This is a genomic window from Streptomyces sp. NBC_01176 (genome assembly GCF_045039825.1).
Lineage (GTDB): Bacteria > Actinomycetota > Actinomycetes > Streptomycetales > Streptomycetaceae > Streptomyces.
This window is the reverse complement of the sequence record NZ_CP108600.1, coordinates 6,013,908-6,028,666: the sequence shown is the minus strand read 5'-3', so window position 1 is coordinate 6,028,666 and position 14,759 is coordinate 6,013,908. Positions and strand designations below refer to the sequence as shown.

General features: G+C 68.5%; 13 protein-coding genes. 6 read left to right on the top strand and 7 right to left on the bottom strand.

Features of this window, described 5'->3' with window-relative positions; translation table 11 throughout:
• Positions 1 to 113 precede the first annotated feature (113 nt).
• On the top strand, positions 114 to 3,275 hold the full coding sequence (locus OG199_RS26010; protein WP_405831507.1) for a DUF3427 domain-containing protein: 3,162 nt from the start codon (positions 114 to 116) through the stop codon (positions 3,273 to 3,275).
• 4 nt (positions 3,276 to 3,279) lie between these two features.
• On the opposite strand, the gene OG199_RS26005 is transcribed toward OG199_RS26010, so the two are convergent.
• Positions 3,280 to 3,933, bottom strand: coding sequence for an ATP-binding protein (locus tag OG199_RS26005; protein WP_405834666.1), 654 nt, complete (start codon positions 3,931 to 3,933; stop codon positions 3,280 to 3,282).
• Positions 3,934 to 4,153: 220 nt separating this feature from the next.
• Here OG199_RS26005 and OG199_RS26000 point away from each other — a divergent pair, with 220 nt between their 5' ends.
• Genes OG199_RS26000 through OG199_RS25990 form a run of 3 tightly spaced genes read left to right on the top strand, consistent with a single transcriptional unit; the run spans position 4,154 to position 5,588 of the window.
• Entirely contained in the window at positions 4,154 to 5,002 is an 849-nt protein-coding gene (locus tag OG199_RS26000) for a helix-turn-helix domain-containing protein (RefSeq protein WP_405831505.1), read from the top strand.
• Complete coding sequence (locus tag OG199_RS25995; protein ID WP_405831503.1) at positions 4,999 to 5,226, top strand: DUF397 domain-containing protein; 228 nt, start codon at positions 4,999 to 5,001, stop codon at positions 5,224 to 5,226. The genes OG199_RS26000 and OG199_RS25995 overlap by 4 nt, the downstream gene beginning before the upstream one ends.
• Before the next feature lie 59 nt (positions 5,227 to 5,285).
• Positions 5,286 to 5,588: a hypothetical protein gene (locus OG199_RS25990; RefSeq protein ID WP_405831501.1), complete on the top strand. Its 303-nt coding sequence runs from the start codon at positions 5,286 to 5,288 to the stop codon at positions 5,586 to 5,588.
• A gap of 64 nt (positions 5,589 to 5,652) precedes the next feature.
• Here OG199_RS25990 and OG199_RS25985 read toward each other — a convergent pair whose 3' ends face one another.
• Entirely contained in the window at positions 5,653 to 6,618 is a 966-nt protein-coding gene (locus OG199_RS25985) for a GlxA family transcriptional regulator (RefSeq protein WP_405831499.1), read from the bottom strand.
• A 288-nt stretch (positions 6,619 to 6,906) separates the two neighbouring features.
• Between OG199_RS25985 and OG199_RS25980 the strand changes: the two genes are divergently transcribed.
• Positions 6,907 to 7,374 (top strand): hypothetical protein, encoded by a 468-nt coding sequence (locus OG199_RS25980; RefSeq protein WP_356798525.1) that lies wholly within the window; start codon positions 6,907 to 6,909, stop codon positions 7,372 to 7,374.
• Between the two features lie 160 nt (positions 7,375 to 7,534).
• Here the strand turns inward: OG199_RS25980 and OG199_RS25975 are convergent, their stop codons facing one another.
• The 3 genes from OG199_RS25975 to OG199_RS25965 form a co-directional block, all read right to left on the bottom strand.
• A complete protein-coding gene (locus OG199_RS25975; protein ID WP_405831497.1) occupies positions 7,535 to 8,014 on the bottom strand; it encodes a hypothetical protein in 480 nt (159 codons plus the stop codon).
• A gap of 229 nt (positions 8,015 to 8,243) precedes the next feature.
• The gene (locus tag OG199_RS25970) at positions 8,244 to 9,737 is read right to left on the bottom strand and encodes an MFS transporter (protein ID WP_405831495.1); all 1,494 of its coding nucleotides are present in this window, start codon (positions 9,735 to 9,737) and stop codon (positions 8,244 to 8,246) included.
• Between the two features lie 51 nt (positions 9,738 to 9,788).
• Positions 9,789 to 11,156, bottom strand: coding sequence for a DUF445 domain-containing protein (locus OG199_RS25965; RefSeq protein WP_405831493.1), 1,368 nt, complete (start codon positions 11,154 to 11,156; stop codon positions 9,789 to 9,791).
• A gap of 242 nt (positions 11,157 to 11,398) precedes the next feature.
• On the opposite strand from OG199_RS25965, the gene OG199_RS25960 reads away from it, so the two are divergent.
• Positions 11,399 to 12,730, top strand: a complete 1,332-nt coding sequence (locus tag OG199_RS25960) for an SGNH/GDSL hydrolase family protein (RefSeq protein ID WP_405831491.1) — start codon at positions 11,399 to 11,401, stop codon at positions 12,728 to 12,730.
• 113 nt (positions 12,731 to 12,843) lie between these two features.
• Here the strand turns inward: OG199_RS25960 and OG199_RS25955 are convergent, their stop codons facing one another.
• Both OG199_RS25955 and OG199_RS25950 read right to left on the bottom strand, forming a co-directional pair.
• Positions 12,844 to 13,758 (bottom strand): DUF1707 domain-containing protein, encoded by a 915-nt coding sequence (locus OG199_RS25955; RefSeq protein ID WP_356798515.1) that lies wholly within the window; start codon positions 13,756 to 13,758, stop codon positions 12,844 to 12,846.
• A 9-nt stretch (positions 13,759 to 13,767) separates the two neighbouring features.
• Positions 13,768 to 14,757, bottom strand: a complete 990-nt coding sequence (locus OG199_RS25950) for an ATP-binding cassette domain-containing protein (RefSeq protein ID WP_356798513.1) — start codon at positions 14,755 to 14,757, stop codon at positions 13,768 to 13,770.
• Between the last annotated feature and the right edge of the window lie 2 nt (positions 14,758 to 14,759).

Below are 14,759 nucleotides of genomic sequence, written 5' to 3'. Positions count from 1 at the left end.
CAGTGGAAAACCGACGGACCTCTTCTACGTCCAGCGGTTGGTCAGCGCCAGCCCGCTGTCGGCGGCCTCTGTTAGACATGAGCAGAGCTACTTGAGCGACCAAGGGGATCAGCGTGTCCGAGTCGGGGGATCTGACGCAGCCGGCCGTGGGGGTGTACGAGGAACTCATCACCGTGCGCTTCGAACAGAAGTTGAAGGAGTTCGCGAGCCTCGGGTGGCATCCGGTGAGCGACGCAGTCGGGACCGAGTCCGTTCCCCATGTCCTGGCAGGACACATCGCCCGGACGGTACGCCACGTGCTACAGAACCTCCCCGCAGAGGAACGGGTATACGCGGCAAACCACATCTTGGACTCCATCAGCACGCTTGAGGGAGCGCAACAGTGGGTGGACCTGGTGGCAGACGGGCCTCGCCAACTCCTCGCGCTGACCAAGCAGGAGGCACCCGGGGTCTTCACACTGCGCCCCGGCATCCCGCTCTCTGACACTGCGCTCATCACCAACTCGCCCGAAGATCCAAGCCTCGGCTTCGAACTGCGCGCCGAACTCGCCACCGCCGACCGCGTCGATCTGCTCTGCGCCTTTGTGAAGTGGCACGGTCTACGCATCATCGAGCAGTCCTTGAAAGCCGCCCACGATCGGGACGTGCCGATACGCGTCATCACAACGACCTACATCGGAGCAACTGAGCGGCGCGCCCTGGACCGGCTGGTGCGGGAGTTCAACGCCGAGGTCAAGGTCAACTACGAGACGCGCTCCACTCGCCTGCACGCCAAAGCCTGGTTGTTCCGGCGCGGCAGTGGCTATGACACGGCATACGTCGGTAGCTCCAACCTCTCCAAGGCCGCCCTGCTCGATGGACTGGAGTGGAACGTCCGACTGTCTTCCATCGCCACTCCAGACGTCTTGCGTAAGTTCGAAGCAACCTTCGAGGCGTACTGGAGCGACCCCTCCTTCGAGACCTACAACCCTGATGCGGATGGAGCCCGCTTGCAGGAGGCGTTGGCGATCGCGGGAGGTACGTCCTCGACGTCGTCCGCGGCCCGAAGAATCACGCTGTCCGGCCTTGAGGTGCGGCCTTACCCACACCAGCGCGACATGCTGGAGCGACTCGAAGTTGAGCGCAGCGTTCATGACCGACACCGGAATCTGCTGGTGGCCGCGACGGGCACCGGTAAGACCGTCATGGCGGCTCTCGACTACAAGCAGCTGTGCAAGAAGCACGACCGCAACCTGCGGCTGCTGTTCGTCGCCCACCGCAAGGAGATCTTGCAGCAGTCTCTGCGGACCTACCAAGATGTCTTGGTGAACCCGAACTTCGGGGAATCCCTCCACAGCGGGGAAATCCCGGAGCGATGGACACACGTCTTCGCCAGCGTGCAGTCGCTGAACGCTGGCGCACTGACCCGGCTCTCTCCCGACCACTTCGACGTGATTGTGATCGACGAGTTCCATCACGGCACCTCGCCGACGTACCGGAAGATTCTCGATCACTTCCAGCCGTTGGAACTGCTGGGGCTGACAGCGACCCCTGAGCGCATGGACGGCAAGAACGTCCAAAATGAGTTCTTCGATGGCCGCATCGCTGCCGAGATGCGGCTGTGGGAAGCCTTGGAGAACGATCTCCTCAGCCCGTTCCACTACTTCGGAATCAGTGACAACACCGACCTGAGCACGGTGGAGTGGAAGCGTGGAGCGTACGACGCGAGCGCTCTAAGCAATGTACTTACGGGTAATGACGCGCGGGCTCGACTGGTTGCGAAGGCGGTCGAGGAGAAGATCGCTGAGCCTGGAACCATGCGCGCCTTGGGCTTCTGTGTGTCGGTCGCGCACGCGCACTTCATGGCCGAGTACTTCCGGGCAGCGGGTCTCCATGCCGTTGCTCTGTCGGGCGAGACCCCAACCAACCAGCGTGATCAAGCACTGGCCGATCTCCGGTCGGGGTCACTACAGGTAATCTTCTCGGTCGACCTCTTCAACGAGGGCCTCGACATCCCCGACGTAGACACACTGCTCCTGCTGCGCCCTACTTCCAGCGCGACCGTGTTCCTCCAGCAACTTGGCCGTGGCCTCCGTCGCACGGAGGGCAAAGCAGTGCTGACAGTACTGGACTTCATCGGTCAGCACCGTAAAGAATTCCGCTTCGAGAACCAGTTCAGAGCGTTGACGAACCTCACCCGTAAGCGACTCCTGGACAACATCGAGCATGACTTTCCGCAGCTCCCCTCTGGCTGCCAGATCATTCTTGAGGAGAAGGCTAAGAACGTCATCATCGCCAACATCAAGGAGCAGATCGGTGTCAATGTGACTGCTCTCGCTAGGGAAGTCGCAGACTACGCCGAGCCGAGGCTTAGCAAGTATCTAGACGAGAGTGGGCGGGAGCTACGGGAGCTCTACCGCGGAAACGGGAACTCATGGACTGGGTTGCTCCGGCGTTCTGGACTTCTGAAAAGCGAGGCGCCCGAAGGTGAAGCCACGCTACTCAAGCGCGTTTCCGCCTTCCTTCACGTGGACGACCCGCTGCGCGTCGCCGCGTACACGCGACTGCTGGAAGATGACGCCCCTGATTACCACGCATTGGACGAACAGGGACAGGCTTACGCCCGCATGCTGTTCTTCCAGATCTGGCCGCTCGGTGGAATCACCCGGAAGAGCTTCGCGAGTTATGATGCCGGATTTTCGACGTTGCGCCGCCAGCACGCCGTGCGCGACGAGCTCCGTCAGGTGTTGGCGTACAACCTCGCCCACACCGAGCATGTGCCCATCCCGCTGCTCGGGGTCGGCGGGAAGGCGGGCATTCCGCTGACGGTGCACGCCTCCTACAGTCGAGAAGAGATCCTCCCCGCGCTCGGCCAATCCTTCATCGGCGGCTTTATGCCAGGCGACTTCCGCGAGGGAGTCAAGTGGTGTGACTCGATCAAGACCGACGCCCTACTGATCACTTTGGATAAAGACGAGAAGGACTTCTCCCCTCAGACCCGCTATCACGACTATGCGCTGAGCGAGACCCGCTTCCACTGGGAGTCACAGAACCAGACCTCGGCCACTTCCCCTACCGGCCTCCGCTACCAGCACCACTCCAGGGAAGGTAGCCATGTCTTGCTCTTCGTTCGCCGCTACAAGAACGCTGATATCGGCGGAGCCCAGCCATGGATGTTGCTCGGCCCCGGCGAGTATGACGGGCACGAAGGGAGCAAGCCGATGGCGATCACGTGGAAGTTGGCACATGAGATTCCGGCGGACGTCTGGACATACTCCGCAATCGCTGCGGGGTAGCACCTCATAGTCGATCTTCTTCCCCCGCGCATGCTTCCGCCTCAAAGTGCCTCTGCGCGCGTTCCAGCGCATCGTCCACGTCGCGGCCGTGTGCTTGCAGCCAGTGGAGGAGATCAGTGATGACGTCGACTGCCGTTTCCGCCGCCATAGCCGCTGCCAGAGCTGAGGTGCTCGAGCTCGTGTGTCGGGCCGCCCTCGCCGAGCCATAGGCGCTGAGGAGGACGTCCGCTCTTGCTACGCCGGCACCACCAGTGTGGCTGTTGGGTGCGTTCAGACTGGTCGCCAGCTCACACCAGGTGACCTTTCGATCGGCATGGAGTTGGACGCCCCAGTGATCCGCAATCGCGCCGACGAGCGCCATGCCACGGCCACCTTCGGAGTCGGCACTCGCGTCAAGAAGCGTCGGGAGAGCCCTGGTGTCGGGGTCGTGGACTTCAATGCGCAGATAGGTGCCCTTTATTGAGACGGCGAGCGTGGTCGGGGTGCCCGGGCCGACATGAGTGATCACGTTCGAGACGAGCTCGCTGACACAGAGTTGGGCCGTATCAGTGGCTTCCCCTAAGCCCCAGAGCTCAAGTTGCAACCGCACGATGCGGCGCAGCGCGGCCACTTCCTCGGGTTCGGCCAGAAAGGCCAAGTCCCACGGCTTCCGTGACATGCACGCCTGTTGGATCACCGAGACCCCTCTCATCGACGGAACGCCATCCCCGTAGATTGACAGAGCGTTACGTACGCTCACACCGAGTGGCGTCGCTTGTCAGGATGGCGGCTGCGAATCCCCCCGTGCAATGTGCACGGGGGGATTCCCACTTCCGAGTGATTGGCACGCACCCCCCTTGGCGAAAGACTGAACGCCCGTTATCAGGGGAGGGGTTGGGATGGCCGGATCGCCGACTGCACGTCGTCGACGTCTCTCGATCGAACTGAAGAAGCTCCGCGAGCAGAGTGCGCTGACCTGCGCTCAGGTTGGTGCCGCGCTGGACTGGAGTGGCTCCAAGGTCAATCGGATGGAGACGGGCAGCGGCAAGATCCAGCCGTCCGACATCGATGCCCTGTGCCGGTTCTACGCCACAAGTGACGAGCTGCGTGAGTTTCTGAAGGCGCTGGCCCGGCAGGCAAGGACTCGGGGTTGGTGGCAGGTGCACGGCGCCGGGGTTCCGGAGTGGTTCTCCATCTACATCGGTCTGGAGCAGGACGCCTCCACGTTCCGCCAGTACCAGTGCGAGCTGTTGCCGGGGCTGATGCAGACCCCGGCGTACGCCGGTGAACTCCACAGGACCGGCGCGCATCTGTCCGCCCAGGACATCGACCGTGCCGTGCGGGTGCGGATGGAACGGCAGGCAATGTTGACGCGGGCCGGCGGTCCCGAGGCCTGGTTCATCGTGAACGAGGGCGCGTTGCGCAATGTCATCGGGGATCGAGCTCTCATGCGCGAACAGCTCGAACGAATCCTGGAATCTATCGAGTTGCCTAGTGTGACGCTGCAGGTGCTGCCCTTCGATGCGGGCACCTACCCGGCCACTGGTTCGTTCACGCTGCTCGGCTTCCCCGACCAGGAGGACCCGGACCTCGTCTATCGAGACGGCATCACCGATGCCGTATACCTCGAAGGCGAGCATCATGTGCGTGAGTACACGAGGGCCTTCGACGGACTGCGAGCAGCGGCTTTGAGCCCTCGGCGCTCCGCCGAACTGATCGAGACCGTCCTCAAGGGGTATGCGAGATGAACGTCGCACCGTCCATGGCCGCCCACACCTCCGGCTGGTTCACGTCCTCCTACAGCAACGGCGCGGGCGGCGAATGCGTCGAGTGCGCACGCGGCGTGGACAGCGTCCTCGTGCGCGATTCCAAGGAGACCTGCGGACCCGTCGTCGCCTTCCGCTCGCACCCCTGGCGGGCGTTCATACGAGGGTTGGAGGGCGACCGTCGGTCAGCCGTCCGTCCGGGTTAGCCTCGGTTTGTTCAGCATGTGCAGGTAAGTGCAGGCACAGGTAGGCGCAGGAGGCAGCAATGGCGAAGGTACCGGCCGCGGTGGTGGCCGCCGGTGGGCTTGTCGGTGGGTACGGCGTGGCCCGGTGGACGAAGAAGCGGCAGCTCGGCGGGGTCGTGCTGGCCGCCGCGGGGGCCGCGGCCGCGCAGCAGTGGCGGCGGCAGGCCGGCGGGAAGGCCGCCGGGGCGCTGACCGTCGCGTACGTCGCCGCCTTCGCCGGGTCGCATCCGCTGGCCAAGAAGGTGGGCGCCTGGCCCTCCGTGTTCGGGGTCGCCGGGGCCGTCGCCCTCGCCTCCTGGGCCGTGGCCGACCGGCGCGCCTGAGCACCGCAGCGAGGCCGAGCACAGAGCACGGAGGGCCGGCGCGCAGCGCGACCGCGCCTCCGCCTCAGGAGACCCGCTCCTCCGCCCCCTGAAACGCCCGCCGGTACGCGTACGGGCTCGTCCCCACCACCCGTTTGAAACGTTCGCGGAAGGCGGTCGGGGAGCCGAAGCCCGCCTGGGTCGCGATGCGTTCGACCGGGTACGTGGTCGTCTCCAGGAGGTACTGGGCGCGGCGGACGCGGGCGCGGTGGAGCCACTGGAGTGGTGTGGTGCCGGTCTGTTCGCGGAAGCGGCGGTTGAGGGTGCGGGTGCTCGTGCCGGCCCGGACGGCGATGTCCTCCAGGGTCAGGTCCCGGTCCGCGTTGTCCTCCAGCCAGCCGAGCAGCGGCTCCATGGTCGTGCCGGCCGGTGCCGGCGGCTGGGCGTGGACGATGAACTGGGCCTGGCCGCCCTCCCGTTCGAGCGGCATCACCGACAGCCGGGCCGCGTGCGCCGCGACGGCCGAACCGTGGTCCCGGCGGATCAGGTGCAGGCACATGTCGAGGGCCGCGGCCGCGCCCGCCGAGGTGAGGAACTGGCCGTTGTCGACGTAGAGGACGTTCGGGTCGACGGTCACGGCGGGGTGCAGGGCCGCCAGGTCCCCGGCCGCGATCCAGTGGGTGGTCGCGCGCAGCCCGTCCAGCAGGCCGGTGGCGGCGAGGACGAAGGCGCCGACGCAGATCGACGCGATCCGGGTGCCGTTCGCGGCCGCCGCGCGCAGCGCCTCGGCGACCCCCGGCGGGAGCGGGGCGGTGGGGTTCTCGGTCCCGGGCAGGATGATCGTGTCCGCCTCGGCCAGCGCCTCCAGGCCGTAGGGCGCACGCAGCGTGAACAGGCCCGCGCCGACCTCCTGGCCCGCCTCGACCGAACAGACCCGGATCCGGTACGCCGCGCGGCCGTCCGGCAGGCGCGCCCGGCCGAAGGCGTCGATCGGGACCGAGAGGTCGAACGGGATCACCTGGTCGAGGGCCAGTACGGCGACGGTGTGCATGGCCAGAGCGTAGGCGTCCGACGGATTATGGCCAAGGGGCCCCACTACCGCCACGGTGAGCCGCCGGTCGGTCCCGCTGCGGCGCCCTCAGCTCGTGCGACCCCTGTGGCCTCCTACGGGCCCCTTACGGACGCGTGCGGCCTCGTACGGCCCCCTACGGCCACGTACAGGTCCTACGACCCGTACGACCACTGAGGATCGGCACTGCGACAGCCGCTGGCGGGAATCCGTCGAGCCCTGGCAAAAGTGCCACTTCTCCAAGATCCAGGCCGCCCATAGCGTCGGCCCGTGACCAAGTTCCTTCTCGCTGTGCACGTTCTCGCCGCGATCGTCGCGATCGGGCCCGTCACCGTCGCCGCCAGCATGTTCCCGCCCGCCGCCCGTAAGGCGCTCGCCGAGCCCCGGGACGGTCAGGCCCGCTCCACCGTCCAACTGCTGCACCGCATCTGCCGGGTGTACGCGACGGTCGGCGTCGTCGTCCCCGTGTTCGGGTTCGCCACCGCCAGTGCCATGGGTGTCCTCGGCGACACCTGGCTGATCGTCTCCATCGTCCTGACGGCGCTCGCCGCGGCCGTGCTCGCGGCGCTGGTGCTGCCCCGGCAGACCGCGATCGTGGAGGGCATCTGGCACGACACCGACGTGGTGGGCCCCCGGGCGACGGTCCGGCTCGCCATGTTCACCGGCGTCTTCAACCTGCTCTGGGCGGCCGTGACGATACTGATGATCGTCCGACCGGGGTCCACCACGGGTGCCTGAGGGCTGTCCCGTAATCCCTGGCGGATCAGCGCGCGGTGTCAGATGCGGTGCCTCGCAAGGCGGAGGGTCGTCCTCATACCGCGGTGTGTCCGGGCGATCCGACAACGCGGCGAGGTGCCGTAGCTGTCGTCGTGCACCCGCCGGGGATTACGGACAGCCCTCAGCCGCAGGATCCGGCCCGACGGCCCGTGAGGAGCGGGGTGTCGGCCTGTTCCTCCAGGTCCGCCCTGAACTGCCGTGCCACCGCCGTCGCGACCAGCACCCCCGCCGCGACGACCAACGTGAAGGATGCCCACGCCAGTGGCCAGACCGCGGCGTCCGGGGGCTCCGGGTGGGCGTGGAAGGAGACGTACATCAGGGCGGCCGGCGGGGCCGCGACCAGCAGCAACGGCCAGGCCAGCGCGTCCCGGCGGCCGAAGTAGGCCGCCAGGAGCAGCAGGGCCCCGCCGAGCAGCACGATGCCGAGGACGGTCACCGGGGTCGTCTCGGTGAGTGACCCGGGCGTCTCGGGACGGTTGCGCAGGTCCCAGGGCAGGCAGAGGAGGTACGCCGCGCCGGAGAGGGCGGCGCCGAGCACGCGCGTCAGCCAGCGTTCCGGCCAGGGGCGCGTGCGCAGAGGGCTTAACAGCTTCTCGGTCATGCGTACGAGGGTTCCCGTCCGGACGGCGGCCCGACAGAGTACGCGTACTCAGATCCTCGTAACTCGGCGGACCGACCAGGTCCTCGTCCCCGGCGGACCGACCAGGTCCTCGTACCCGGCGGGCCGAATCCGCTCGGCGGACCTCCCCGGTTCGGTGCACGGAACCGGGGAGGCGGGCAGAACCGAGGCGGCGGGCGGAGCCGGGGCGGCTCGTCGTCCGTGAGGCGGGTCAGGCCGTCTTCTGGGACGTGCCGGACGAGGCCGTCGACAGCGGGGCGGCGATGTCCTCCAGGGAGCGCCCCGCGGCCTTCACCGCGAGGAACGCGGCCACCAGGCCCGCCGCGCACATCAGGGCCGCGCCGATCTGGAAGGCGAGCACCGTGTCGCCGACGACACCGGACGACGTGAGGTCCGCGAAGACCAGCGGTCCGCTGATACCACCGGCGGCCGTTCCGAGGGCGTAGAAGAAGGCGATGGCCATCGCGCGGGTCTCCATCGGGAAGATCTCCGAGACGGTCAGATACGCGCTGGAGGCGCCCGCCGAGGCGAAGAACAGCACGACGCACCAGCACGCGGTGAGCGTCATGGCGTTCAGCGAGCCCTGGCCGAAGAGCCACGCCGTGCCGAAGAGCAGCACGCCCGACAGCAGGTACGTGGAGGAGATCATCACCTTGCGGCCGACCGTGTCGAAGAGCTTGCCGAGCAGCAGCGGGCCGACGAAGTTGCCGGCCGCGATGACGGCGAAGTAGTAGCCGGTGCCGCCGGAGGGGACGTCGTAGAACGTGGTGAGGATGGCACCGAAGCCGAAGGTGATCGCGTTGTAGAGGAAGGCCTGGCCGATGAAGAGGGAGAGGCCGAGCACGGCGCGTTTGGGGTAGCGACGGAAGACGGTCTGGGCGATGAGCCCGAAGCCGATGCTCTTGCGCTGCTCGATGGTGATCTCGCCCTCCGCGCGCGGCAGCGGCCTGCCCTTCTCCCGCTCGATGTCCTGCTCGACGGAGGTGACCAGCTTGTCCGCGTCCTCGCCGCGACCGTGGATGAACTGCCACCGCGGGCTCTCCGGCACATGCCGCCTGACCAGCAGGACCACCAGCCCGAGGACCACTCCGAGGGCGAAGGTGAGCCGCCAGCCGACGTCCTTGGGGAAGATGTCCGTGTTCAGCATGACGATGGACAGCAGTGCGCCGCCGACCGCGCCGAGCCAGTAGCTGCCGTTGATGATCAGGTCGACGCGGCCCCGGAACTTCGCGGGGATGAGCTCGTCGATCGCCGAGTTGATGGCCGCGTACTCGCCGCCGATACCGAAGCCGGTGAGGAAGCGGAAGGTGAAGAACCACCAGGCGTCGAAGGAGAGCGCGGTCAGCGCGGTCGCCGCGAGGTAGACGACGAGCGTCACCATGAAGAGCTTCTTGCGGCCGTAACGGTCGGTCAGCCAGCCGAAGAAGAGGGCTCCCGCGCAGGCTCCCGCGACATAGAGCGCCGCGGCGACGCCGGTGACCTGGGCCGAGGAGATGGACAGACCGCTGCCGTCCTCGGAGAGCCGGCTCGCGATGTTGCCGACCGTGGTGACTTCCAGACCGTCCAGGATCCAGACGGTTCCCAGGCCGATCACGATCATCCAGTGCCACCGGGACCAGGGGAGCCGGTCGAGGCGGGAGGGGACACTCGTGGTGATGGTTCCCATGGAAGCGGGCACGGGGGCCGGCGGGGCTGGTGGGGTCATGGCTCCCTCTCCGTTCGACGAACCCTGACCGGATTCCCCGCCGCGGGGTGGTTACGCCCCCAGCGCTCGCGACACCACGTAGATCAGCAGTCCGGCCAGTGATCCCACCACCGTGCCATTGATCCGGATGAACTGCAGGTCACGGCCGATGTGTGCCTCGATCTTCCGCGTCGTGTGCTCGGCGTCCCAGCCGGCGACGGTGTCGGTGATCAGGGAGGTGATCTCCTTGCGGTAGGTCGTCACGACGTACACCGCGGCGCCCTCGACCCACCGGTCGACCTTGGCCTGGAGCTTGGGTTCGGTGGCCATGCGTGTGCCCAGCGAGAGCAGCGAGGCCCGCACCCGTAGACGCAGCTCGCTGCGCTCGTCCTCGGCGGCGGAAACGATCATGGATCGTACGGCCGTCCAGGCGGATGCGATCAGGTCCTGGACCTCACCGCGGCCGAGCACCTCACCCTTGAGGCGCTCCACCCGGGCGCGGGTGTCGGTGTCGGACTGGAGGTCGGCGGCGAAGTCGCCGAGGAAACGGTCGAGGGCGCCGCGCGCCGGGTGGGACGGGGCGTCGCGCATCTCGGTGACGAAGCGCAGCAACTCCTTGTAGACCCGCTCGCCGACCTTCTTGTCGACGAAACGCGGGGTCCAGCCGGGCGCGCCGCCCTGCACGGCGTCCATGACCTGCTCGTCGTGGAGCACCAGCCAGTCGTGGGCACGGGCGCAGATCAGGTCCACGACCCGCTTGTGACCGCCGTCCGAGACGATCTTCTCCAGCATCTTCCCCATGCCGGGCGCGATCTCCTGGGCATCGGCGCGGCGCGTGATGGCCTCGCCGACCACCGCCTGCACGTCGGAGTCGCGCAGGACGGTCAGTGCTCCCCTGAGGGCGGTGGCCAGCTCGGCCGTGACCCGGTCCGCGTGCTCCGGTTCGGCGAGCCAGACACCCAGCCTGCCGGCGATGCCGACGGCGCGCAGACGCTGGCGCACGACCTCCTCGGAGAGGAAGTTCTCGCCGACGAACTCGCCCAGCGAGACGCCCAGCTGGTCCTTCTTGGTGGGGATGATCGCGGTGTGCGGGATGGGCAGGCCGAGCGGATGGCGGAAGAGGGCCGTGACCGCGAACCAGTCGGCGAGCGCGCCGACCATGCCGGCCTCGGCGGCCGCGGCGACATATCCGGCCCAGGGGCCCGCACCCTCCTGGGAGGCCCACTTGGCGAGGACGTACACCAGTGCGACCAGGAGCAGCAGGCCGGTCGCCGTCGCCTTCATCCGGCGGACGCCGCGCTGCTTCTCCTCGTCGGCGGGACTGAACGAGGCCATCGTGCGGTTCGCCGGGCCGGGTGCCGTCGCCGCGCGGTGCGTGGTGCCGCCCGGCCGGGCGCTCTGCCCCTCGGTATCCGCTGCTTCCGGTTCTGTGCGTTCCATTCGCTCCACCCGTTCGCCGACCCGTCCGAGGCCTCGTACCCATTGTCCCTTCCTGACCGACTCCTGGAACGGAACAGGAGTTCCCGGCGTCTTGTTCGGATGGGGAGAACTCAGGGAGATCTCCGGGACGCCTCAGGGTCGTCCCGGAAGGGGCCCTGTCCTTCTCCGTCTACCCCATGACGCATCATGGGTTCATCACATCGGAGCCTCGGGCTCCCATCGCCCGAGGAGACACGCACCGCATGACCAAGCGTCACGGTTATGCCCTGCTGGCCGCGATCGTCGCCGTGATCGCGGTCATATCCGCAGCCATATACATGGGCGCCGCGGCCGACGACGGAAGCGGCACCCGCGACGCCCTCGCCGGCGCCCCCGGCCCGCGCAACTCCGCGGCCCCCGCCTCCGTGGGCACCTGGGTCGGCGCCTGGTCGGCCTCACCCGGCGGAGCCGAACCCGGCACCGAGGCGAGCGGCATGGCGGGCCGCTCCGTGCGCAACGTCGTGCACGTGGGCGTCGGCGGCACCAACGCCCGCATCACCCTCTCCAACCTCTACGGACAGCAGCCGCTGCGCATCACGCACGCCTCGATCGCGGTCGCCGCGGGCGAGAACGACGCGGCGGCGGCAGCCGGGACCATGAGCCGCCTCACCTTCGCCGGCAGCCCCGCGGTGGTCGTCCCGGCGGGGCAGCAGGTGATGAGCGACGGCGTACGGATCCCCATTCCGCGCGACACCGACGTCCTCGTGACCACCTACTCCCCCACCCCGTCCGGCCCGGTCACCTATCACCAGCACGCGCGGCAGATCTCGTACGTCGCCGAGGGCGACCGCACCGAGGACCCGACCGGCGCCGCGTACACCGAACAGACCCCGTACTGGCGCTATCTGACCGCCCTCGACGTGCTGAGCAACGAGTCGGCGGGCACCGTCGTCGCCCTGGGCGACTCGCTCACCGACGGCATCACCTCCACGACGGGCGCCAACCACCGCTGGACGGACGTCCTTTCGGAGCGGCTGCGCGCCGCGGCCGGTTCCGGGGACGTGCCGCGCTACAGCGTCGTCAACCAGGGCATCAGCGGCAACCGCGTCCTGGCCGACGGTCTCGGGCGGCCCGCCGACAACCCGAGCGGCCTCAACCGTTTCCGCCGTGACGTGCTCGACCGCACGAACGTCAAGGCCGTCGTCATCGACCTCGGCGTCAACGACATCCTGCGCAACCCGTACCAGGTAGACCCGCGCACGATCACCGACGGACTGCGCCGGCTCGTCCAGCAGGCGCACGCCCGGGGACTGCGCGTCGTCGGCGCGACCCTGATGCCCTTCGGCGGCCACCGCGGCTACACGAGCGGCCGCGACGCGGTGCGCCGGGCCGTCAACGAGGAGATCCGCGCGGGCCTGGTGTACGACGCCGTCGTCGACTTCGACAAGGCGCTGCGCGACCCGTACGACCCGCGCAGGCTCCGCTCCGACTACGACTCGGGAGACCATCTCCACCCGAGCGACAAGGGGTACGAGCGGATGGCGGAGGTCTTCGACCTGGACGACCTGAAGGGGTCGGCCCCGGCGGAGCTGTAGCGGGGCCGACCCGGTCCGGAAAACGGGCCGGCGGCGATCCGCCCCGTTCGGACGTCGCGGTGACGGCGGCCGCGCACCGTTCGGACGTCGCGCCGCCGGCGGCTGCGCTCCGCTCAGAAGTCGCGGTGGCGGCGGTGGCGTTCCTCACGGCGGGCCTCGTGGCGTTCGCGGCGCTCGGCGTGCCTTTGCCGGCGTTCCTCGTGGCGCTCGCGGATCAGGTCGCGGGCCTCTTCGAGCGCCTCGAGGTGGGCGTCGTACACGTCGTCGAGGCGGCCGCGCGAGCCGTCCTCCAGCGCCCCGCGGCCGGCCTTGCGCTCCAGCTTCTCCTGGCGGCGCTCCTCCCTCAGGCGCTGCCGCTCGGCGCGGGTGATCTTCCGCTCCACGCCGACCCCGCCCCAGAACGCGAAGCCCGTGACGATCACGCGCGGGGCCCCGGGGTCGCCCGGTCGCCCCTCCTCACGGTGGTCGAAGCCGCCCATGATGCCGATGCCGCGGACGACGACCTCCACGCCGGGCGGCACCACGACGTTCACGCCGCCCATGACGGCCACGCAGTTGATGACGACCTCACGCTCGGCGAAGTTCGCCTCGCGCAGGTCGATCTCGCCGCCGCCCATGAAGGCGAAGGAGCTGAAGCGCCGCGGCACGGTCCAGCGGCCCTTGCGCTCGAACCCGGACAGGATCGCGACCCCCCACGCGGACGATCCCTCCCCGCCGACGATCCGCGCGGCCCAACTCCCGCTCTCGGCTGGCTCCTTGACCATGTTCACGGGAGTCGCGGCGGCCGGACCCGGCAGATCCTGAGTGAGCGGCGCCAGGTCCCGGTAGGTACGGGCCTTGAACGTCGCCTCCAGCCGCTCCTCGAACTCCTCCATGTCGAGGCGCCCCTCCGCGAGGGCGTCCCTGAGCTTTTCGGCGACCCGTTCACGATCGGCGTCGGAGGCTCGTAGCTCCGGGCCCGCGGGTTCGGGAGCCCGCGGCACCGGGCGCTGGTCGTCGCTTCCCCGGGAAGGCACATCCTCGGTCATGGGGCCAGCCTACGAGAGAGCCTTCTCCTCGTACATGCGGCTGATGACGGCCTCGATGTCCGGCTCCCGCACCGAGAGGTCCACCAGGGGGTACTCGGCCGCGATCCGCGCCACCAGCTCGGCCGCCGACGCCGACGCGGGGAAGGCCAGCCACTGCCGGGGGCCCTCCACCTTCACCACCCGCGCCGACGCCACCTCGACGGGCGGCAGTTCGCGCTCCAGGTCCACCACGAGGGTCCGCTCGCTCTCCCCCACCTCGTGCAGCCCGGTCAGCGGGCCGTCGTACATCAGACGCCCGTGGTCGATGACCATCACCCGCCGGCACAACTGCTCGATGTCGGTGAGGTCGTGCGTGGTGAGCAGCACCGTCGTGCCGCGCTCGGCGTTCAGGTCGCGCAGGAACGAACGGACCTTGGCCTTGCTGATCACGTCCAGGCCGATCGTCGGCTCGTCGAGATAGAGGACCTCGGGGTCGTGCAGCAGCGCCGCCGCGATGTCCCCGCGCATCCGCTGGCCGAGGGACAGCTGCCGGACCGGTACGTCCAACAGCTCGCCCAGTTCGAGGAGTTCGACGCATCGGTCGAGGTTCTCGCGGTAACGGGCGTCGGGAATGCGGTACATGCGGTGCATCAGCCGGTAGGAGTCGATCAGCGGGAGGTCCCACCACAGCGTCGTGCGCTGCCCGAAGACGACCCCGATCCGCCGCGCGAGCCGGGTCCGCTCCCGTGACGGGTCGATGCCCGCGACCCGCAGCCGCCCGCCGCTCGGGGTGAGGATCCCGGTCAGCATCTTGATGGTGGTGGACTTTCCGGCGCCGTTCGGCCCGATGTAGCCGACCATCTCACCGCGCGGCACGGTGAAGGAGAGGGAGTCCACCGCGCGCACCTGACGGCGCTCGCTGCGCAGGAAGCCGGTCTTCTTGCGCACGTCGAAGACCTTCTCGACGCGGTCGAGTTCGATGAAGGCGTCAACCGGGTCCGCGACCAGGTCCGTTGTCATGT